The sequence below is a fragment of the Ureibacillus manganicus DSM 26584 genome (genome assembly GCF_000772945.1).
Taxonomy (GTDB): Bacteria; Bacillota; Bacilli; order Bacillales_A; family Planococcaceae; genus Ureibacillus; species Ureibacillus manganicus.
The window spans coordinates 12,743-33,666 of sequence record NZ_JPVN01000014.1 but is presented as its reverse complement, the minus strand read 5'-3'; the positions used below and the strand labels follow the sequence as shown (position 1 = coordinate 33,666).

At 35.3% G+C, this 20,924-nt stretch carries 24 protein-coding genes; 4 read left to right on the top strand and 20 right to left on the bottom strand.

Going from position 1 to position 20,924, the window contains the following annotated elements; translation table 11 throughout:
- Positions 1–372 precede the first annotated feature (372 nt).
- From CD29_RS12200 to CD29_RS19695, 6 genes are all read right to left on the bottom strand, one after another.
- Positions 373–729 (bottom strand): cupin domain-containing protein, encoded by a 357-nt coding sequence (locus tag CD29_RS12200; protein ID WP_036187187.1) that lies wholly within the window; start codon positions 727–729, stop codon positions 373–375.
- Positions 730–750: 21 nt separating this feature from the next.
- Positions 751–1,143 (bottom strand): acyl-CoA thioesterase, encoded by a 393-nt coding sequence (locus CD29_RS12195; protein ID WP_036187185.1) that lies wholly within the window; start codon positions 1,141–1,143, stop codon positions 751–753.
- A gap of 116 nt (positions 1,144–1,259) precedes the next feature.
- Complete coding sequence (locus CD29_RS12190; protein WP_036187184.1) at positions 1,260–2,048, bottom strand: ABC transporter permease; 789 nt, start codon at positions 2,046–2,048, stop codon at positions 1,260–1,262.
- Between the two features lies 1 nt (position 2,049).
- Entirely contained in the window at positions 2,050–2,835 is a 786-nt protein-coding gene (locus tag CD29_RS12185) for an ABC transporter permease (RefSeq protein ID WP_036187180.1), read from the bottom strand.
- A gap of 1 nt (position 2,836) precedes the next feature.
- A complete protein-coding gene (locus CD29_RS12180; RefSeq protein WP_036187177.1) occupies positions 2,837–3,814 on the bottom strand; it encodes an ABC transporter ATP-binding protein in 978 nt (325 codons plus the stop codon).
- 1,017 nt (positions 3,815–4,831) lie between these two features.
- On the bottom strand, positions 4,832–5,851 hold the full coding sequence (locus CD29_RS19695) for an ArsR/SmtB family transcription factor (protein ID WP_052124138.1): 1,020 nt from the start codon (positions 5,849–5,851) through the stop codon (positions 4,832–4,834).
- 292 nt (positions 5,852–6,143) lie between these two features.
- On the opposite strand from CD29_RS19695, the gene CD29_RS12165 reads away from it, so the two are divergent.
- Positions 6,144–6,371, top strand: coding sequence for a hypothetical protein (locus tag CD29_RS12165; protein WP_036187171.1), 228 nt, complete (start codon positions 6,144–6,146; stop codon positions 6,369–6,371).
- Between the two features lie 87 nt (positions 6,372–6,458).
- On the opposite strand, the gene CD29_RS12160 is transcribed toward CD29_RS12165, so the two are convergent.
- Positions 6,459–8,072 carry a PAS domain S-box protein gene (locus tag CD29_RS12160; protein WP_036187168.1) on the bottom strand — a complete coding sequence of 538 codons (1,614 nt, stop codon included), beginning with the start codon at positions 8,070–8,072 and terminating at the stop codon, positions 6,459–6,461.
- A gap of 315 nt (positions 8,073–8,387) precedes the next feature.
- Here CD29_RS12160 and CD29_RS12155 point away from each other — a divergent pair, with 315 nt between their 5' ends.
- Positions 8,388–8,933 carry an NADPH-dependent FMN reductase gene (locus CD29_RS12155; RefSeq protein WP_036187165.1) on the top strand — a complete coding sequence of 182 codons (546 nt, stop codon included), beginning with the start codon at positions 8,388–8,390 and terminating at the stop codon, positions 8,931–8,933.
- A gap of 154 nt (positions 8,934–9,087) precedes the next feature.
- Here the strand turns inward: CD29_RS12155 and CD29_RS12150 are convergent, their stop codons facing one another.
- The 3 genes from CD29_RS12150 to CD29_RS12140 all read right to left on the bottom strand — a co-directional run bounded on the left by CD29_RS12150 (position 9,088) and on the right by CD29_RS12140 (position 11,649).
- Positions 9,088–10,434: an MFS transporter gene (locus tag CD29_RS12150; RefSeq protein WP_036187162.1), complete on the bottom strand. Its 1,347-nt coding sequence runs from the start codon at positions 10,432–10,434 to the stop codon at positions 9,088–9,090.
- Between the two features lie 54 nt (positions 10,435–10,488).
- Positions 10,489–11,271, bottom strand: a complete 783-nt coding sequence (locus tag CD29_RS12145) for an alpha/beta hydrolase (protein ID WP_036187159.1) — start codon at positions 11,269–11,271, stop codon at positions 10,489–10,491.
- A gap of 90 nt (positions 11,272–11,361) precedes the next feature.
- Positions 11,362–11,649, bottom strand: coding sequence for a hypothetical protein (locus tag CD29_RS12140; protein WP_036187155.1), 288 nt, complete (start codon positions 11,647–11,649; stop codon positions 11,362–11,364).
- Positions 11,650–11,846: 197 nt separating this feature from the next.
- On the opposite strand from CD29_RS12140, the gene CD29_RS12135 reads away from it, so the two are divergent.
- Positions 11,847–13,409: a L,D-transpeptidase gene (locus CD29_RS12135; RefSeq protein WP_036187152.1), complete on the top strand. Its 1,563-nt coding sequence runs from the start codon at positions 11,847–11,849 to the stop codon at positions 13,407–13,409.
- A gap of 385 nt (positions 13,410–13,794) precedes the next feature.
- Complete coding sequence (locus CD29_RS12130) at positions 13,795–14,130, top strand: BRCT domain-containing protein (RefSeq protein ID WP_036187149.1); 336 nt, start codon at positions 13,795–13,797, stop codon at positions 14,128–14,130.
- Positions 14,131–14,304: 174 nt separating this feature from the next.
- Here the strand turns inward: CD29_RS12130 and CD29_RS12125 are convergent, their stop codons facing one another.
- From CD29_RS12125 to CD29_RS12080, 10 genes are all read right to left on the bottom strand, one after another.
- Positions 14,305–15,201, bottom strand: coding sequence for a hypothetical protein (locus tag CD29_RS12125; protein WP_036187146.1), 897 nt, complete (start codon positions 15,199–15,201; stop codon positions 14,305–14,307).
- Between the two features lie 16 nt (positions 15,202–15,217).
- Positions 15,218–15,601 carry a YkvA family protein gene (locus CD29_RS12120; RefSeq protein WP_036187143.1) on the bottom strand — a complete coding sequence of 128 codons (384 nt, stop codon included), beginning with the start codon at positions 15,599–15,601 and terminating at the stop codon, positions 15,218–15,220.
- A gap of 94 nt (positions 15,602–15,695) precedes the next feature.
- Positions 15,696–16,223: an AAA family ATPase gene (locus CD29_RS12115; protein WP_036187140.1), complete on the bottom strand. Its 528-nt coding sequence runs from the start codon at positions 16,221–16,223 to the stop codon at positions 15,696–15,698.
- Positions 16,224–16,272: 49 nt separating this feature from the next.
- Positions 16,273–16,716, bottom strand: a complete 444-nt coding sequence (locus tag CD29_RS12110) for an NUDIX hydrolase (RefSeq protein WP_036187137.1) — start codon at positions 16,714–16,716, stop codon at positions 16,273–16,275.
- Positions 16,717–16,767: 51 nt separating this feature from the next.
- On the bottom strand, positions 16,768–17,118 hold the full coding sequence (locus CD29_RS12105; RefSeq protein WP_036187134.1) for a DUF1428 family protein: 351 nt from the start codon (positions 17,116–17,118) through the stop codon (positions 16,768–16,770).
- A 28-nt stretch (positions 17,119–17,146) separates the two neighbouring features.
- The gene (locus CD29_RS12100; protein WP_036187131.1) at positions 17,147–17,704 is read right to left on the bottom strand and encodes a GNAT family N-acetyltransferase; all 558 of its coding nucleotides are present in this window, start codon (positions 17,702–17,704) and stop codon (positions 17,147–17,149) included.
- 388 nt (positions 17,705–18,092) lie between these two features.
- Complete coding sequence (locus CD29_RS12095) at positions 18,093–18,590, bottom strand: hypothetical protein (protein ID WP_036187128.1); 498 nt, start codon at positions 18,588–18,590, stop codon at positions 18,093–18,095.
- Between the two features lie 111 nt (positions 18,591–18,701).
- Positions 18,702–19,187, bottom strand: a complete 486-nt coding sequence (locus CD29_RS12090) for a hypothetical protein (RefSeq protein ID WP_036187125.1) — start codon at positions 19,185–19,187, stop codon at positions 18,702–18,704.
- A gap of 31 nt (positions 19,188–19,218) precedes the next feature.
- A complete protein-coding gene (locus CD29_RS12085; protein WP_036187123.1) occupies positions 19,219–19,695 on the bottom strand; it encodes a hypothetical protein in 477 nt (158 codons plus the stop codon).
- 200 nt (positions 19,696–19,895) lie between these two features.
- Complete coding sequence (locus CD29_RS12080; protein ID WP_036187120.1) at positions 19,896–20,729, bottom strand: CAP domain-containing protein; 834 nt, start codon at positions 20,727–20,729, stop codon at positions 19,896–19,898.
- Between the last annotated feature and the right edge of the window lie 195 nt (positions 20,730–20,924).

Here is a 20,924-nt window from a genome sequence, read left to right as displayed (position 1 = left end):
GGCACCAAAATTGTAAATTATAGCTATAATTTATCGATTTTTAGTTGTTAAAATAACAATCTTTTAGTCACATCGAAAATTGAATGATAACCAAACCTATTCCCAACTAATTATGTTGTAAACAAAAACAAAACAGACATTCTACTTTTTGCTTATTCCCAACTAAAGAGTCAAAAAAAGAGAGTAAACGTAGGGATACATCCCTCGCTTACTCTCTTTCTCAAAATCAATTAGCTTTATACTTATTAAAAAAATTCTCATAGGTTGGTATTCTTCAAGGCAAATTTCCCTTAGGGGGGTTCGTCATACTCTTAAAAGCGGAAGATATTAAATTGTTTGGAAGACATTTACTGTAGGTTTGAATGGTTAATTTTAATCATAGATAGGCATAAACATTGATGGATTCAGTTCTTCACTCTCAATTACAATTGCCGTTAACCCTTGCTCTGTTTTTGTCTCGTGCCATTCATCTTTCTCCCAAAAAACTGCGTCCCCAGGTTTAACCTTAACGTATTCCTCTTGTTCCCCTCTTACAGTGCCCTCTCCGCTCAAAATTAGCAGAAGTTGAGGAACTGTTGCTTGATGGTAGCCAATAATCCCGTTTCCCTCCAAGTACATACACCCTATCCTTGTTACCTTTTCGGTTTGGGTAATACGAGACATGATAAAATTAGAATTGTAATGTGAAATCTTCTTCCCAACTTCTTGACTGAATTGATAAATCTTCAAGAACATTCACCCCTTGCTGGATTACTCAGATTTATGCCGCGCGATTTCTTCTGGCACTGGAATTGCTTTTCGTGCTTGTAAATCCATAATCGTCATAATAGCAGTAGATGAAGCTGAAAGTTGATCCTCATGATACGTATATTGTTCTAGTGTAAAGCTTTTCGTCCCCACTCTTTTCAACTTTGTACGTATTTGTACCTGATCGCCCAAGCGGACCTCTTTAACATAATCTGTTTCTAATTTTAGTAAAACCGGACCAAGCTGCTGTTCAACTAATTCTTCAAAGCCAAGTCCAATTTCCTTTAACCATTCCATACGAGCACTTGTAAAATTCATAATATAATTCAAATAATTCATATGACCAAGTTCGTCAATTTCATTTTCTTTCACCGTATATGTTGTGATGTGTTCCATTCCTATCCCCCATTGAACTATTATTCTATGAATCCATGAACCATTCTATGGATGGATCCTTAGTTTATTAATTCAACTGAAACGGTCTTTTTCCTTCATTTTTTTGAGGATGTGGATTAACTCATCTCCATAGTGCCTTTCACTCGCGCAAGATACTCTGCGTAACGGATTGCAACGATACTAATCGCAAAATATATACAGCCTAATAAAAATTCCTCCGACATTAATCGTAAAAAATGTGAAGTGTCACCTTCATTTACTATGGCTTTTGTTAATTCAACCCCGCGTGTTAACGGGAAAAACTTCGCTAAATCACTCAACCAACTAGGCATAACAGATAATGAATAATTCGCACCACTTAAAAGTAATAAGCTACTAGCTAGTATGTTTGATAGCAAATGCATCGATGGGGTCCAAAAACTACATGACCCTAGAATTAAGCCAAGTCCACATGCAGAAAAAATAGAAATGGTCCAGATACACAGAAGTGGCAAAATCGCTTCAACTGGAATTGATATACCAAAAATAAGTACACCGAAAATTAAGCCGAGGATAGCAGTAAAAGCCCCATTTAATATATGCGGAATAGATCTTGCGAAAAATAATACCCCTTTATTGACTGGTGATGCCATGACGATCGGTAACGTCCCCATCCCACGGTCTGACATCACAACTGACATCATGCCAAACACTGAGCTCATCACGCAAAGTAATAGTGCATTGGAAGCAACATATCCCTCTAGCCATTTTCCTCCATAAACATAATTCACCAACATCGCAAAAAAGATCATTTGAGTTAATGGATTTAATAACATGACAAGGATATAGTTTTTAGGATCTAACATGCTAAAAAGTGCCTTATATGATAGTAGTGCGTGTCTAAAAAATCGTTTTATACTTTCCAAGTTAATACACCCCCAATTTTCCATCTATTCGAGCTTTCCTATCTACCGCTTTATACGCTACAAATGCGATCCCAACATAAATGGTAGTTATGGCAATTAAGATAACGAACGCCTGAATAATTTGAGTTGATGTGCTTGCACTATTCGTAACGGTTCTTAACAGCTCGATTGCCCAAGTCGGTGGTAAGATAGCGGAAAATGGTTGAAGCCACGTCGGTAAAATCACAATAGGAAATAAAAAGCCGCAAATTAAAAATATCGGATATTCGATAAAGTTCATTAATGCCTCTGCCTGTTTTGATAATGTAAAAAGTAACGCCATTACAAAGGCAAATACTGATATGGAAATGACAACTGCAAGGTGTGCCGAAACGATTAGTAATGGCTCTAACATTGGATATTCTAGATTAAAGACAAACCGCAAATATATGAATGACAAATGCATCGAGACGAATCCCCAGATGGTATTACCCACAATTTTCCCCATGATTATATAGGAGAATGAAACTGGCGCAACAAATATATTTTCCAACGTTCCATAATAGCGTTCACGGTTTATATCACTTGCGGAAGAATAAACAATTGACGTCCATAAACCCATAAATCCTGAACCTAGAACGACATATTGAAAGATCTTCTCTGGTGATTGCCCTCCGTATACGAAATAGGTAATGGTCGCGTAAAAAAATGGCGATATCCAGATCACAAACTGAAACATTGGTCTTGCTATGGATAACTTCATTTGTACAATTATCGTTTTGAAAAAGGCTTGTAGATTTCCGCTCATCTTACACCCCTCCTACCATCGTAATGTAGGCATCCTCTAATGTTGGTTTTGTAATGGATAGATCTTGCACATTTAAATTTGGCAAGTTATATAGCAATGAAACAACCTTTTGTGGTTCATCTGCATGAAGTCGGACTTTCAATAAGTTTAGTTCTTCTTGAATCTCATATTCTGAAATGGAGCTGGAGCCTTCCTCTAAAAATCTGGTAATCTCTTGTTTCGTACAGTTTTCAAGTTTGCATTCAATAACCGAAAGATGATTCGTACGTTGTTTTAAATTTTGCGGTGTATCGATAGCTATAAGCTCTCCGTGGTTAATAAAAGCAATCCTGTCACACAGCTCATCAGCTTCATACATGTAATGAGTCGTCAGTACAATCGTCGTTCCTTGTTCATTTAAATCCCTTAAAATGTCACGAAGCTTTCTTGCACTCACTGGATCGAGTCCAATAGAAGGTTCATCTAAAAATAGGATTTTCGGATTGTTCAGCAGTCCTCTTGCGATTTGAAGCCGCTGCTTCATTCCTTTCGAAAAGGTTTCCACTCTACGATCAGCTGCTTCCTCCAATTCGACAAGCTTTAGTAATTGTGGAATTCGCTCTTTTTGAACTGAACGTGGAATTTTATATAGATCAGCAAAATAAGCAAGATTATCATAAGCGGACAGACGCCAGTATAAATTTCGCTCCCCACCTAAAATGAAATTAATATGCGGCCTAAGTTGTTTGTGCTGATTTATAGGATTGAAACCAAGCACCTGGATTGAACCAGATGTCGGGATCAACATCGTAGTTAACATTTTTATCATCGTTGTTTTCCCAGCACCATTCGGACCAAGCAACCCAAAAATCTCACCTTTTTTGACTTCAAAAGAAATCCCCTTCACTGCTTCAACTTCCTTTTTCTCTTTCTTCCAAATCCCCGTTTTCACTTCATAAATTCGTTTCACTTGTTGAACTTGAATTACTGATTCCGACATTGATTGATCTCCCCTCTAATATTAGATACTTATCTAATAAGGTGATTATCTAATATTAGGGTGTGAATTTCAATAGTTTTCTGAAAATTAAGGAGGATTATAGGTTGGGATGAGGTTGAGGATAATCGAATCGGGTTTGTCGGGCCAGTTCTAGAACAGTTTTTCGATAAAACTACTCTTTTTTTCCACGAGAAGATGTTTCAAAGACAATCTTCCGAATAAATCACTCTTTCTGTCTTCGAGAGGTGGCCTCGAGTACAATTTTTCGAAAAAATTACTCTTTTTGTCCTCGAGAGGCAGTTTCGAAGACAATTTTCCGAATAAATCACTTTTTCTGTCTTCGAGAAGCGGTCTCAAGGACAATTTTCCGAATAAATCACTCTTTCTGTCCTCGAAAAGCGGTCTCGAAGACAACTTTTCGAAAAAATCACTCTTTTTGTCCTCGAGAAGCGGTTTCGAAGACAATTTTCCGAATAAATCACTTTTTCTGTCCTCGAGAAGCGTTCTCGAAGACATTTTTTGTCCTTGAGAAGCGGTTTCGAAGACAATTTTCCGAAAAAATTACTCTTTTTGTCCTTGAGAAGCGGTTTCGAAGACAATTTTCCGAATAAATCACTCTTTCTGTCCTCGAAAAGCGGTCTCGAAGACAACTTTTCGAAAAAATCACTCTTTTTGTCCTCGAGAAGCGGTCTCGAGGACAACTTTTCGAATAAATCACTTTTTCTGTCCTCGAGAGGCGGCCTCAAGGACAACTTTTCGAATAAATCACTTTTTCTGTCCTCGAGAAGCGTTCTCGAAGACATTTTTTGTCCTTGAGAAGCGGTTTCGAAGACAATTTTCCGAAAAAATTACTCTTTTTGTCCTTGAGAAGCGGTTTCGAAGACAATTTTCCGAATAAATCACTTTTTCTGTCCTCGCGAAGCAGTCTCAAGAACAACTTTTAGAGAAAATTCACTTTTTCTGTCCTTGAGAAGCCAGCCCCCTTAATAAAAAAACAAAAAGCTCAACCAATCACGGTTAAGCTTTTAGGAAAATCTGCATCGAACGAAACATTTCGTTTACTTGTTCTTTGTCTGCAGTAAAATATTTGATTGTCCCGATTTTTTCTTCTTGTACGAGGCCTACTTTTTTCAATGTTTCGAGATGGTGGGAGACAGTTGCCGTAGTAATTCCTAAATACTCCGCTAGTTTCGCTCCGTACTCTTTTTGAGTCGCAAGCATTCTAAGCATTAACAGTCGATTCGGATCCGCAATAGCTTTAAGCTGCTTCGCTAAAGTCTCACTCTTTTCCCGATCATCGGATAGTGGCTTCGCACAGCCGTAAACGATAAAACAAACCGATTCATTAAAAATTCGAATCCGTACAGGAGATAAAAAATAACTCGGCAAGAAATAATACATTTTATAATCGCTCACACGTCTGAAAGTCTTTCCCATTACATATTGAGCAAGTAATAACGGTTCTAGCGATAATTGCTTCAGTGTCGCAATCGACTGTTGCGCGACGGATTGTTTGGATTCCAACAAATCCTGAAATAGACTATTTTGGCTAATCTGCAATATTAGATTGGCAAACTGTTCCTTAAAGTTTGTTATCTCCGACAGCCATTTTTCCACAAAGGCACGATTTTCATCCGTCTGCCAATAATAAGTCGCTTCAACACCCCAGATGGAAGCGGGGTTATGTATAAGCTGGTGAACCGTTTCTAGTGGAATTTCCTCACTCCAAAAATAATAAACAAAATACTCATCTTTCAATTGCTTGAGCTTTTCTGTAAACTGCTCAACGGATGTAAAGTTCGGAATCGGAATAAGTAGATTATATATGAAAAAAACCCCATTTTGAGGCAGCATTCTCAACTGTTCAATGACAGGTTGCTCTCCTAATAGCTCTTGCATTTTTGCAAGGTCTTCTCCTAAAAACTCTTTATTATTCGTTGTTATCGCACATAACATTCCTATGCTTTCAACGACCGGTGAAGATACATACATGACCTGCTCCAATGGCTGGTCAAATAAATCCATCTCACTTCCCATATGCAATCTTCCCCTCAACCTTCGTTACTCATTAGATACATATCTAATATCATATTAGCTGAAATTAGGTTTGTTGAAAAGCGAACAGTTACGGTTTATTAGCACCCCATCAACATTCGGAGTTTTTGCATTTATGGTAAAATGGAAATTATTACTTATATTATTGGTGGCAGGACTACTTAATTAATGTAATTCTCTCTATATTCCATTCGAAAAATAAAAAAAGATAGAACCATTTAAACAGTAAATGGTACAATTTTCAATGTTAGTAAAATGAAAGGTGGTTGATATGATGGAACAATTTGCATCATTTGGGACGATGGGAATTTGGATTGGAATCTTTTCTTCGCTTATGTTTGTTCTCTGTCTCTATTTCTTTCTAACTTATTTCGAACATTTAAAACATGACGAAGACGAACAAATGAACAAATCGAAATCTCTTGCAGTATTAACATTGGCACTCGGATTATTGGTGCCTGCGTTCTATCAAATGTTTCTATTCAATCAGATGATGAACTGATGAAAAGCTACCAAAGTCAATGTTGGTAGCTTTTTGTCAATTAATGAATAAAAGCACCCCTTCGATGAGGTGCGCTTTTTCTAATTTTTAATTGCTATAAATTTTATAAAGTGTTTTCGTTTTCTTCGCGTGATACATCGCCATATCTGCATGTCTTAGAAGGGATTCTATGTCATCACCGTGTTCTGGATAAAAGACAACACCGATACTTGCAGAAATCTCAACAAATGAATTTGAAATATAAATAGGCTGTTTCATAGCTTCATCGATATTGTTAATAATATCAATAATTTCTGTTTGATTATTTTCTCCAGGCACAACTACTGCAAACTCATCTCCGCCAATTCGATAAATAAATCCTTGTGTCTCAATCACTCCGCTTAAGCGTGATGTCACTTTTACTAACAGGACATCGCCAGCTTGGTGACCATACGTATCATTCACCGGTTTTAAGCCATGCAAATCCAAAAACATCACCGTAAATACGTTGTTCTTTTTTAGTTCTTCTTCCAGATCCATTTGGAATTTGAGCCTATTCGGTAAATCCGTTAATGTATCATGATAAGCTCGGTAGCGAACTAAATCTGATTCTTTCTTTTTTTCGGTTATATCCCAAAATACTACTTGGACGGCAGATTTCCCATTTAATTGAATAGGCATTGCATTTACTTCGACATCAATGACTTTTCCATCATGTCGAATATATTTTTCAGTAGTTGTTGGTATGATTTCACCATTATTGAGAGCTGAAATTTCATTAAAAACAGTTTCCTGATAATTTGGGTGGATATATTTACTAATATGAGAACCAATGACATCATTTATGTTTTCTGCACCTAATAATCGTAAAGCAGTCGAGTTAACATAGCTAATGATTTTATCTTGGTGGACAACAATTCCTAGTGGCGAAAATTCAACCAATTGCCGGTAACGTTCTTCACTTTCTTTCAACTCTTGTTCAACTTTTTTCCTTTCCGTAATCTCCCGATAACTTACCATAATGGATTCTTTACCTAGATACATAATGGGAATGGCAGAAAGAATGGCGTCCTTTAATTGCCCTTTTTTAGTTCGTAGCCTTAAGTCAAAATCGTGGTTTGGTTGATTTGTCTCTAAAATTTCCTTAATAATTCTCTCTGCAAGGTCCAAATGTTCTGGAGCTACGAATTCCATCGTCGGCTCCCCTATGAGATCCTTCAAAGGCATGTCCACAAGTTGGGCAGCTGAAGGGTTGGCAAACAAAATCGTCTCTCCGTCATGTACCACGACTGGATCTGGTAATTGAGAGATTAGATTACGGAGCCTTTCTTCACTTTCTGATACAGCAAGTTCCAGTTTCTTTCTTTTCGTTATGTCCTGAACTTGGGAGATAAAAAATAGACTATCATCATCATTTCGAACAATGAAAACCGAATGCAAAACCCATGCAACACTTCCATTTTTGTGAATATATCTTGTTTCCATTTCATATGAATTTCTTTCACCTGTAAGCAATGCTTCAATATGATGAAAATCTTCTTCCACATCATCTGGATGAATAATATCACGATAACAAACGGATAAAAGTTCACCTTCTGCATAGCCAGTAATATACGATAAAGCCGGATTCACTTTTATCCTTATTCCATCTAACGATAAGATTGCCATTCCAATTGATGCATGGTAAAAAGCCTGCTCAAATTGTTCGATAAAATTTCGCATATTGCTCCCTCAAGACAAATTTTTTAGATTGATGTTTCTAATGAACCATAATATTTCCATCAATAATACCTTTTTTTAACAAGTTGTGCAAAACTAAATTCTCTTTATATTTAGCTTCTCCATGTACGTTTCGTATAATCGCTTTCATTTTACACAATTATAATAAGCTTACTGCATCCGAGTTTCATTTAATGAAACTTTTCTTGCATATTTTGAACGAAAAAATTAAACCATTTATACTAACGAGAACTGAGGTGATGAAATGGCACAAAATGAAGTTTCGACATTAAAAAGAGGATTTTGGAGGTATATATCATGAAAGTAGTAGCAATCGTAGGAAGTATTCGTAAAGATTCATATAATTTACAACTAGCAAAACAGGTACAAACACGTTTCGCAGAACAATTTGAAGTGGAAATTTTAGACTTGGCTCCCCTTCCAATGTACAACCAAGATATCGAGTTAGAAGCACCACAAGAAGTACTTGATTTCAAAGCGAAAGTAAAAGAAGCTGACGCAGTTCTTTGGGTAACTCCAGAATATAACTCAACAATCCCTGGTGTGTTAGGAAACGCAATTGACTGGTTAAGCCGTGTGGACAAAGTTATGATCGGAAAACCATCGATTATTATGGGATCTTCTATGGGAATTTTAGGTTCTGTAAAAGCCCAAATGCACTTACGCGATATTTTATTTGCTGGTGGATTAGGCTCTCCAGTACTTGGCGGAAACGAAGTATATGTTGGGGCTGTTCACGAAAAGTTTGATGCTGAAGGTAATTTAACTGATGAGGGAACGATCCAATTCTTAGATGGAGTTATCGCTAACTTCCAAGACTGGATGAGAAAATACTACGTATAATTTAAATCTAACACCTCTTCAAAATTTGGAGAGGTGTTTTTTCTTATCTCGAGAATATTATGAAAATAAATTAAAAGATGAGCTATTATAAATACTGTTCCTAGTGACACATTTACAATAGTTCATCCCAAGCCCACATTTAAATTGTTTTTATCTATCCATTCTTTTTCTTTTTTACGGTAACATAGACCATACCCGGAACCAATATAACAGCTACAACTAATAACCCAATTGCCATTGTACTCATATTAGTTACATTCATACCTGTAGCAAATGCAATCCCGTAAATGCTTGAAGCTAAAATATTCCCAATAAACCTTGATGTCATAAGAAGGCCAGATGCAATACCACTTTCCGCAGGAGCGATATGAGTGTACAACAAGTTTTGCAGTCCAATATTCTGTATCCCATTACTAATCCCCGTAACTGCAATTACGACTCCAACCCAAATTAATAGAGAATCTTCCCTAACGGTAAATAATAAAGTGACCCCTAATAATCCTACTAGGACACTGGCTAATAACGGAATTCTAAATCCTACTCGCTCCATCCATCTCGTAGACAAAGGTGTCATAATCATTGCAAAAACAGAAAGTGACAGCATCACGATTCCCGCAACCTGTGAGCTTTTCCCTAACACTATTTGAATAAATGTTGGAAAACTTAAAAGTACTCCAAAGAATATGACCGTTGATAATATGTATTGACAATAAATAACAGTGATATTTAAGTTTTTACGAAAGAAATTCACATCTATAAAAGGTTCATTTCTTCGTTTCTCATACATGTAGAAAACGATTGTCAATACAATTGCAAGCAATAATGTTCCGTATTGAACACGTTGCTCGAGTCCAAGTAAAAAAATCATCCAACACGGAATAACTAAACTAAATAATAAAATACCTAAGAAATCCAACTTATAAGATGTAGCCTTATTTTTCACATCTTTCGGGATAAACGCAATCGTTAATGCAATTCCAATGGCAAGAATCGGCAAGTTCACATAAAAAATTATCGGCCATCCACCAAATTGAACGAGCATTCCACCTATCGTGGGTCCAAATGCAGCTGACGTTGTTGCAAAAACTGCTAATGTTCCAATCACCCGGTTTTGGTTGTGTTGAATCGTATTACGAATGATGCCTACCCCAGCTGGGAACAGTGCCGATGTACCAACTGCTTGAATGCCGCGCATCGCCAATAACATAGGCAAGTTCGGAGATAGTGGTGCTAAAATCGAAGATACCACTACTAGCCCAAGACCCGTTAAAAAGATCAATTTTCTTCCATATATATCACTCAATTTCCCTATTAGCGGTGTAAAGATAGCACTAATGATAAAATAAGAAGCAATTAACCATGATATATTGGTTGAGCTCAACTGATAATCCTTTTGAATCGCCGGTAATGCGACTGTAATCATCGTCGTATTTAATGGATTCAGGATTACCCCTAATGCCACAGCTAGTATGATTAATTTTTCATTTTTCCCCACAGTCATTTCAATATCTCCTCTTTAAAACTACTACTATATCCATAGTAGCATAACAAAATCCTAAGGATGCGGGAGGAAACTTGTTGTTAAAAACGGTAATAACTTAGGGACTCTCTCTCTAAAAGTTAAATAATTATGTTCCGCATCTTGAATCTCTACAAATTTTGCACTCGGTAGTTTTTCTTTTAAAAGTTCATAAACAACTTTGTTTGAAGATAAAAACTCCCGGTTAATCCGTTCATCATCCCCAGCTTCCTTCGTTCCGCAGTCTAAGTAGACACTATTAATCATCGATAAATCTGAAGTCTCTATGAGTTTTTCAATTTCCTCTTGGTTCCAATAAAATGCTGATGAAAATACAGCGATGCTTCTGAACACTTCAGGGTAGCGACACATGGCGTAAATGGAAATTAGTCCTCCTAACGATATCCCTGCCATTGCAGATTGATCTTTTATCGTACGATACTTATTATCTATGAATGGCTTTAATTCATTTACGATAAAATCTACAAACTCTTTTCCTTTTCCACCTAGAACAGATTCCCTACCAAATATGTTCTTGCTATAATCCCCCCGTACCCAAGGACAGTATTCATTGACTCTTTCCTCACTATTTTGGTCAATTCCAACAACGATTACTTTGGATTCATGCTCATCTAAATAATCTTCTAGCTTTAAAGAATTACCACCGATTGCTTCTTGATCATTAAATACGTTTTGTCCATCATGCATATATAACACTGGGTAGTTCCGATTTTCGTTATTATAGTTTTTAGGTAAATATACTCTAATCTGTCTTTCTTGTTTAAACAAAGTCATATATATTGGGAATTTTTCAAACACAACGATTCCACCTTTATAGTTAAGTTATTATTATTTCAATGAAAAGAGGCATTAATCCTTCTAGGATTAATGCCCCGTTCGATTTATTAATTATTTACTTACCTTTCGCATTAGCAAAATCACACTAAGAATTAAGAGTAAAAACGGGAGTCCTTCTACGGCTAAGAAAATCAACCAAAATCCTGCGGCTCCTCCAGTCTGAGTCGCAATTGCTCCCATAAAAAATGCAAGAAAACCAGTGAATATATTTATAACAATCATAACTAGAAGAAAGAATAATTGCCGATAAAATGCTGGGGCTAACTTCTGTAGTCCAGTATAGATCATGCCTCCAATTAGGAACACGATGATTAGTAGACCAACTAATGTGTAATTCATTCCTGTACCCCTTTTATTCTACGTTCAAAATCTTAAATGATTTAAAGATAATTATAGGCTATAGTAAATCGATATGCACAGAGGTATTTTTTTACTCATTATTCTGTGTCTATACTTACTTTTCATCATTGCAAGATGGATATCGGTCTCTCAACCATCCGCATAAAGAATACAGAAAATTCATATTATTAAACTGTTTGATTCGGTTTTTAAAAGGAGGAGGAGTTGTAGAAAAAGAACGGTTAGTCGTTGAACAAGAGATTCGGAATTACGAACAATTGTTGAAACAAAAACCAAATGATGCATATCTATTAAGATGGTTGGCTTTCAAATATTCACAACTAGCATCGTTCTTTGAAAAAACAGACCCCATTCAATATCAAAAAAAGTTAATAAAAGCTATACAGTATTTAGAATTAGCAACTAGATATGGATACGAAGGTTTAGCAAATGAACACTTTCAGCTATGGCAAAAACTAAAATCACAACAAATAATCACAATGCAAAAGGTGAACGCCAAGAACCCTTTTCTAAAAGCATTCTTACTCATCGCTTTAGGGCTCTTTATTTTATTTTGCAGCAGCGTCGGATGGTTTCTTTTCGATATAAATGAGAAGAAGTCAGTAGCTAGAGAACTACCGGAAATGAGGACATCAGTACCTCCAATTGACGAAAAAGAACTAACATTGATAGACACGAACCAACACAGAGTATCATACCTTCGAATTGACGAAGGAATTGAAGAATCTGAAGGTTACAAACGTGCCAAGGAAAGAATCGAGCTGATGCGTGAATCCGCATTGGATGAGTCGTTGGAGGTTGTGATTCTTCAACGTAGAAATGGATTCGATTACGAGCTTGGAAGTGTTAGTGTAAGTAAAAGTCAAATAGAACCGTTAATAGCGAAAAGATATAAAAAAGCCGCAACGCTCCCTGTTGATCAAGATGCATTTTCGTTAACAATTTTGCGAAGCGCCATCTATCACTACGTATTAAATACAAAACAATTCCCCCACTCCCTTGAAGAATTAACACAACCATTTCCAAACAATTATTTATCCTCCATCCCTAAAGACCAGCAATTTTCCCAAAATGAAATAAAACAGAAGTATGACGGCACTGGCGGCTGGGTGTATGAACCACAACAAGATTTGAATCTAAATACGTTAACCATGTCGGAACTAAGACAAGTAATTAGTGAAAGTGTTTACCCAAACTTTTATCACACTTGCACAAAGGGTTGTACATTTCAACCAATCGAAATACATATCGATCAATCCATACATAAACTAAGTATCCTCATTGGTGGTGTGTCATTTGGCGAGATGAGTGTCGGAATCGGAAAATATGACGCTACCCCAGAAGGTAGCTTTTATATTAGTAAACGCGTCGCATTCCCTAATCATCAACTACAAGAGAAAAATCGTTATTTTGGTACAAGAGGAATGGAATTGTCTGGCCTAAACGTCGCCATTCATGGAACCTATGTTGAAGAAAGTATCGGAAGGAGTCTTTCAAATGGATGTATCCGATTATTTAATAAAGATATCGAGAAATTATTCGAGGTCATCCCCCTTTTCACTACGGTTTTTATTGAAAACGGGAATATCTCAGGAAGTGATGGACACGTTGTTGATAGTCTCGATGGGAATCAAGGAAAACCATTTGATAACATTATTCCGAGCATTGCTCCTTTTGCTAATGGAAGCGGTGGTGGCAGAGAAATGGATGCTAAAACTATCTATGAGTGGTTGAATTAAACGGTTTCCTGGCGAAAGAGTGTGTTGCTTATCTAGATAAGAATTCTTTCAGCTAACTTGGAGTAGATATTAGAATATTATTATGAGTTATTAGAAAAATTACTGACTTATTAGAAAAAACAAAGGGATTATTAGAATTTGTTCGGAAATTTAGCTACTCTACAGTCGTTATTAGATAATATAGATGGGTTATTAGAAATAATCAGGGACTTATTAGAAAAAAGAAGCAAATATTAGAAATCTATAGAATGTAGATCAATATTAAAAAATAACTGGAGTGATTGCGTTAAAGCAACACTCCAGTTTTCATTTCTATTGAAAAAATATTAAACTTTATTAATAATTTTGGTATAATAAATTCTTCTATCAATCAAGGAGAACTACTATGAACCAAAGCAAAGACAACATAGAAATAATCCTACTTTCGGATCCATCACAACAATTGGTACATCCCTTTTACAATAAACAAATCGTCTTTACAGGGTCTCTTTCCACGATGACTCGTTCAGAAGCTGCGAAAAAAGTACAAGCATGTGGCGGAATGTTGCAAGGGGCTGTTACAAAGGATACAGATTTTGTTATTCTTGGCAAAAACGTCTGTGGAATAAGTTCGAAACACTTAAAAGCTAAGCAGCTGATAAGCCTTGGGTTTGACATACAAATTATGCTTGAAGATGATTTTATTTGGGTTTTATCTATGCCAAGAGATAATAATGAATAGAGAAACTAGACTAGATGGTTACCCCCTCTGATTTCTTCTATTGAGAGTTATTTTAATTTCTCCATACCCTATGACAAACCTAATATGCCATTTACGATCTTCTCCAATGTTCCTTAAAGGAATAAATTTCGTACCAACTTGATTTAGTATAGGGTTCATTGATTACATTCAAATTTAGCGATTCACATCAAACAAATAATCAGAGTACTCGGTACCCTCGAAGCTTTCTTGTCTGATTTCTCCTTGATCATCTTTGATTTCTGAAGTTTTCTTCATTGCGTAGGTTGAAATATAATAACATTCGACTGGTAACTGTATATCATCTAGTAATTCTGTTTCTCCATTTAATACGAAATAAAGGGTTCGGTTTTCTACACCATAATTGGTTCGTTCTCCTGTACTTTGTATCACAAAGGAAGAAAATTCACCTTTTGCCTCAGTCACACTATTAATATCAAGCATATTAAGATTTTCAAAGAAATGGTCAGCTTCAATTAAACGATTATATTGAGTCCATGTTTCAACCTCATTAATCGTAATTTGATAACTCCTCTTACCAATATCATATCGTATATGATAAAGATTATATGTACTGCTATTCTGCACCAGTAAATCCCAGCTCAAATCTGTAATTCTACCATCTTTAACATATTCTATTTTAAAATTCTCAAGCCTACTATTTTGGTTCTCTAGCTTTAGTTCTTGTTTAATTTGTTCATATTCATCTTGAAAGTTCATCGTATAGACTGATCCAAGTTCATGTTCTATGAATACTGGACGTTTATTCCATTCGTCAATAGCATATGGCAAAATCCAATGGACCAATATAAATGCAAGAACACCAAAGATCGATGCCATTCGTTTTACATCAATATTCGCAGAAGGTCGAAAAAATAGAAGGTATACAATAAACCCAAGAGGAAGCGATATTTCATTGATATTTAATGCAAAAGAACCTAATATAAAATATCCAACTATTTTTAAAGCAAAATATGATTCTGCATCTTCTTTTTTCAACACCAAAAATATGAAACTAACAATTAATATAACTGTGTAAACGATTGATAACATTTTTACCCCCTATCAGTTAGGAAAAAAATTGATACATTTTTATAACAACCCATACTGTAACGACACACCAAACCAATACAATAAGCGCACCAACTATCCAATTTTTCGGCTTCTTATTATTCATCATTTCTTTTGCCTTAACTTCACAGTCAGCTATTACATCTTTCGGTATCATCTTCAATGCAATTAAAATCCCTATCGGCAGTAGAATTACGTCATCTAAATAGCCAAGAATGGGGATGAAATCTGGTATTAAATCAATTGGACTGAACGCATAGGCGACTACACAAGCTGTAAATATTTTTGCATACAAAGGTACTCTTTTATCTTTATAAGCCAAATAGAGAATAATTATTTGTTTCTTTAAATTTTTTGCCCAAGCCTTAATTCTCTTAAACAATGGATCCGCCTCTAACTACTATGTATTTTTTGTAACAAAGCTTTGACCTTCAAGCCATCATTACCAGTGAAATTGAGGTTTTAAAATTTCATAGCTAATTTTCAATTACAATTTCTCCTTCGTTTTTTGGTGCTTGGAAACCATTAAGATAGGAGGTTAACATTTCTTCTGTTATAGGAAATGAATTAGCACCAAAACGTTTGTTTCGTATGTTTAGCCTTTCCAGCAAAACATCAGGTTGAACCTTTAAATAAATCAGTTTCCATTTACCGCCATACTTTTCAATCAGTTGTTTATACTGCTTTCTTCTTGCACAATTCCAAAAACTGAAGTCTATTACCACCTGTTGCTTATCTTGTATTAACTTGATTAAGTGATTACGCAATTTTATTTCTGCATCTTTCTTGTATTCTTCAATCTTTTCCATTGGAAAATCTATCCCAAATCGGCCATGAGTAGCCCAAATTTCTTCATCAATTGAAAGACGTACAAAACCTTCTTTTTCTAATTGTTGTGAGAATGTAGTTTTCCCTGAACCAGCCACACCACACATCATTACTATCAGAGGATTTAAGCCATCTCGTTCGCGATAAATTATGTCAAAGTTGAACTTTTCAAACATCTGGCCCTCCCCCATTTCCTTCATCGCCACTGTTATTCTAGTCTTTCATTTAAACATTAATATATTCTTCAATAAATTCTCTATACTCATCTGTTATTTGTTCAGGTAGATCATTTGTTGAGAAATATTGCATTTTTTCTGATTCACTATAATCGATCTTCATTTCTCCACTTACATCTTTAGTATAATAAACCGCTGTGACTGAATATAATTCGTCTCCATTTGAAACCTTCAAATAATACTTTGATCCTGAGAAGACATTAAGTAATTTTAAGTTTTCAACGATTAATCCTGTTTCTTCAAAAACCTCTCTCTTTGCGACTTCTTCAAAACTTTCTCCTAAATCCATTAAACCACCTGGGAGTCCCCAAGATCCATCGTGTCTTTTTTGCAATAATACTTCATTGTTTTCATTGATAATAATTACAACAGAACCCGGCAAAATAATTGGTTTATGTCCTACATACTGTCTTAAATATTTATAGTATTCCAATGATACATCCTCCTTCAAAACTACTTGGCATCAGTAAATTGGTCTATCTAATTAAACCTTTTCAAATTCACCCCGAACGACTCGGCTCATATCAATTAACTTAATCATTTCATTATATAATTCTTCAATTCGAAGATCAGAGTCAACCTTCTCCATAACTATATCGTGATGCTGTTTATTACTAAATGTAGAAACTGAGCACATCAAAGTTTCATCATCATGGAGCTCAACCGATGCCTCCATTCCTTTACACCCATACATGGCATCAATGAGAGTGCTTTGGAAAGTATCATCTTCAATAGCACCATATTCCTTGTAAATAAGAGATGCCTTTTTATTAATTTCTATAAATCTATCTTTTTTCTGTTTCAAGACTGGATATAAATATAAAACTTTATACATTTAATTCTCCTTTGTTTTTAATCCACGACTATTTCTTATTTTCCGAATACCACTTCAAAAACATTTCCTTCTCTATTACATTCAAAATACACGGTGCTTTTACTTGGAACTCTAATTTTTTGTGTTCATCTGGGAATTCAGATTGGACGTCAATTCTAATATAGGGTAGCTTTTCTTGAGCTTTTTGAGAGCGGATATTGCTTAGTTTTGCCCCGGCAAATACAAAATCTAAATCCAATTCTGTAAATGCAGTATGTAGGATTTCTAGTTTAGCTAGTTCGTTATAACCTTTACCCCAATATTGATGACCAATCCAAGTACCGATATGCGCTGTTTTATTGGCTTCATTTATATCTTTTATTGTTATGACCCCTATTAAATCTCCGTTTTCATTCAGTATCACCCGTGAATATTGCTTTCCAAGCTTTTCTTGTTCAAGAATGTACTCGATAAATTCAACAGTCCCTTCAAGTGAGGTTTGTTCATCAGTCATACCTAATGCATTTTTCACTTCTGGTGCTGATGAAAGTGAAGACATCGCTTTTGCAAAATCGATATTTTGAGGCACTAATAATATTTTTGTCATTTTTATCCCTCCGAAAATTCATTTTTTTTACTTTTTATATTAAGTATAGTAATTCACAAATCTTCGCAACCTAAGGATTAACAGAATCCTTAACAGGTAACTGCTTTGAAAACCACATTTACCTCTTGAAAAAGTATCTTTTGTAATTTTTCTGTACTTTTTAGTAGGTAGATGGAAATAAAATAGTATATAAGGTATGATAGATTGAAAGACCGTAAAGGAGGAAAAACACGATGTTCGATCAAGCTGGTGTATTTATTATCCAAGCCTTAACAGTTGTAACAGTTCTATTTATTGTAGTTGGACTCCCACTTGGGGATATTCTACTTAAGAAAAAATAAAACTGCATCCAGTGGATGTAGTTTTTTTCATTAACTCCCAATCCACACTATTTTACTGGATAATTATATTCCAATAATTCGTACTCTCCGTTAGTAACATTATATTTTCTTAATTCATTCCCTGGTCCATAATCTATATATACAGTTAATGTATTGTTAATTATTACTTCCTCGTACTTAGTATATGGTACTGTGATAAGTTGAAATTTATCATTGTCCCCTTCATGGTAGCTGAACTCACTCTTAAATAAGTAAATTTCCTTTTTATTTTTATCAATATTGAAATCGGTAATGTTATTCCCTACAGGATTTGCAATATATAGTGTCTTATCTTCATCAATCGTAATACCAATTCTTTCGTTTGCACCATTTCGTTCTAGGGAAACTCTGTTCATATCTTCATGATAGACAATATTAAATTGTTTTTGCATGGCCTCTGGAAGTTCTTCAACGATAGGATATTTATCTCTGATGAATACAAAATAAAATACACTACAAATAATAAAAGCACCTATCAAAAATATGCTATGTTTTCTTTTTCTCAAACTTCCTCCCCCTACCCAAGCTGCTTGTTCTTTCAATTATTTCTACATAAAAGAGCAACAATCCTTCTTGGACCATTGCTCCTGAGAATTCATCACCCTAGTTATTGATCACTAATTATCCGCAATGATATTGATTACTTTTTCTACAACATTTCCATCCTCATCAGTTTTTAGATGAATTGTTGCTAGACCTCCCCATCGTTCACCGTTTTCATTTTCCTCCGTCAAAGCCTGTACTCGTAGGTAATACTCCCCTTTATCCAACGTATTAATTGGAATTTCAAAGTGCATTTCTTCCCCAACCTCCAACTTTCCACGGTAAAGTTCTTTCTCGTATTTTTGTAGTTGCGAGCCTTGATTTTCTACTGTTGCGACATTCGAAGTGTTTATTTCTTCAAAAGTGAAATGGAGTGTTGTAATTTGTGAGGTTTGCATTAGAAGTGTCACTTTTGTATCAACGATATATTCACTATTTTCACCGTGCAAATCAATGGTCATATCGAAGTATTGAGGATGTGAAGGTGGAATTGTATGAATATTGTCCGACTGGCAACCTACTAGCAATAGAGTTAATGCGATCGAAAAAAGAGCAAACAACTTTATGACAAATCACCCCAGACTAATTTGCTTAAAGACTCATTAAATAGATCACTTCATCCCTTTTTACTACTTGGAAGGTTAAGTCATCGTCAACACTAAGTACAGAAGCGAATTCTACTTTATTATATTTTCCTCTTCGAAAGTCTATTCCGTAGCCGTTATTTTCTGGGTACCCATACAAATAGCAAACCACTTTTCCATCCTTTAAAAACACAATTTGGTTCATACCTTCACTTACTGTTTCTCTAATACTGTCCCACTTATAGCCAACTGTTTCGTAGATTGTTTCTTTTGGTATGTATGGGTCAAAGGTATAAACGACATCCCATTCAAATGGCGTAACATCTGTTAGTTTCACTGCATATACTGAATCTCCAATTGCTAACACTTCCTGTTTTAATAATTCTTCGTTTGTTTCCCATAAGTCCTTCTTAAAAATATTTATAAAAATGATAAAAGCTAGAACTAAGAAAGCTGTAATCGTAAATGTACGTTTTGATATCATTTCTATTCCTCCGTTCATTATCTATTAGTAACGAAGCGCAAAATAAAAAGCATTAATCTAGTAGATTAACACTTCTGTTAATGTTATGATAACACGCATTTCCATTTATATCCTAAATTTACATCCCCTTATTATGAACAAAAAAAGATGGCCTTAAGCCATTATGACTTAAAGACCATCTTCTCTAAAATATGATTCTATTATTGTTGGATAAATTGTTGTGTCCAGTAGTTACCATCAGCTACATAACCTACACCAATATGAGTGAAGTTAGCATTTAAGATGTTTGCACGGTGACCTGGTGAATCCATCCAAGCTTGTACTACTTGAGCTGGCGTTCTTTGACCTTGCGCAATGTTTTCACCCGCTGCACGGTATGAAATTCCAGCTGCTTTAATTTGATCAAATGGGCTTCCGTAAGTTGGGCTATTATGGCTAAAGTAATTGTTTTTCGCCATATCAGCTGATTTTGCTTCAGCTACATTCATTAATTGTGAATGAATTGCAAGCGGTTTAAGTCCTGCTTTTTGACGTTCTGCATTTGTTAAATCTACTACTTGTTTCTCAAATTCAGAAACTGATTGATTTGCATTTGTAGTAGGTGTTTGTTTTACAGGTGCTTCAACTTGTTGGTTATTTGAATTCGTTGGAGCTTTTGTATTGTTGTTTGTTACAGGTGTTGCTGGTGCTTGAGGTGTTTTAACCTCATTTTCTACCGGTTTATTAGTAGTAGCTTCATTTGAAGCAGGTTTTTCTACTACTTTACCAGCTTGAATTACTTTATAAGCTTCTGAATCATTTAACGTTTTCAATACTAAATATTTGAATTTATTAAAATCAAAATCTCCGTTTTGTAGTGAGATTTTATCTATTAATTTAATAGCTATTCCTTTATAGTTATCGCCTTGAATTTGGAAGACTTGCGGATTTGCTTCACTCTTAACTTCTTTATCTAAGCTTGCTGCATCTGCTGCTGTAAAAGATGCTCCGAATAATGTTGCTGCCACTAAAGATGTTGTTAATAATTTTTTCATTTTTGAATTCCTCCCTTTCGTCTACAACAACAATGTTACAGCACGATTTTCGTAATAAAGGGTCCATAAACTGGTAGGAGTGACAGTTAATTTTAAAATCCTAATATGTCAGAGGATTTTATTCTATAGATTTTCCAGTGATAACCACTGCAAAGGAATATTACCACTCAGAACCTATTGACAGTTTTATAGTTT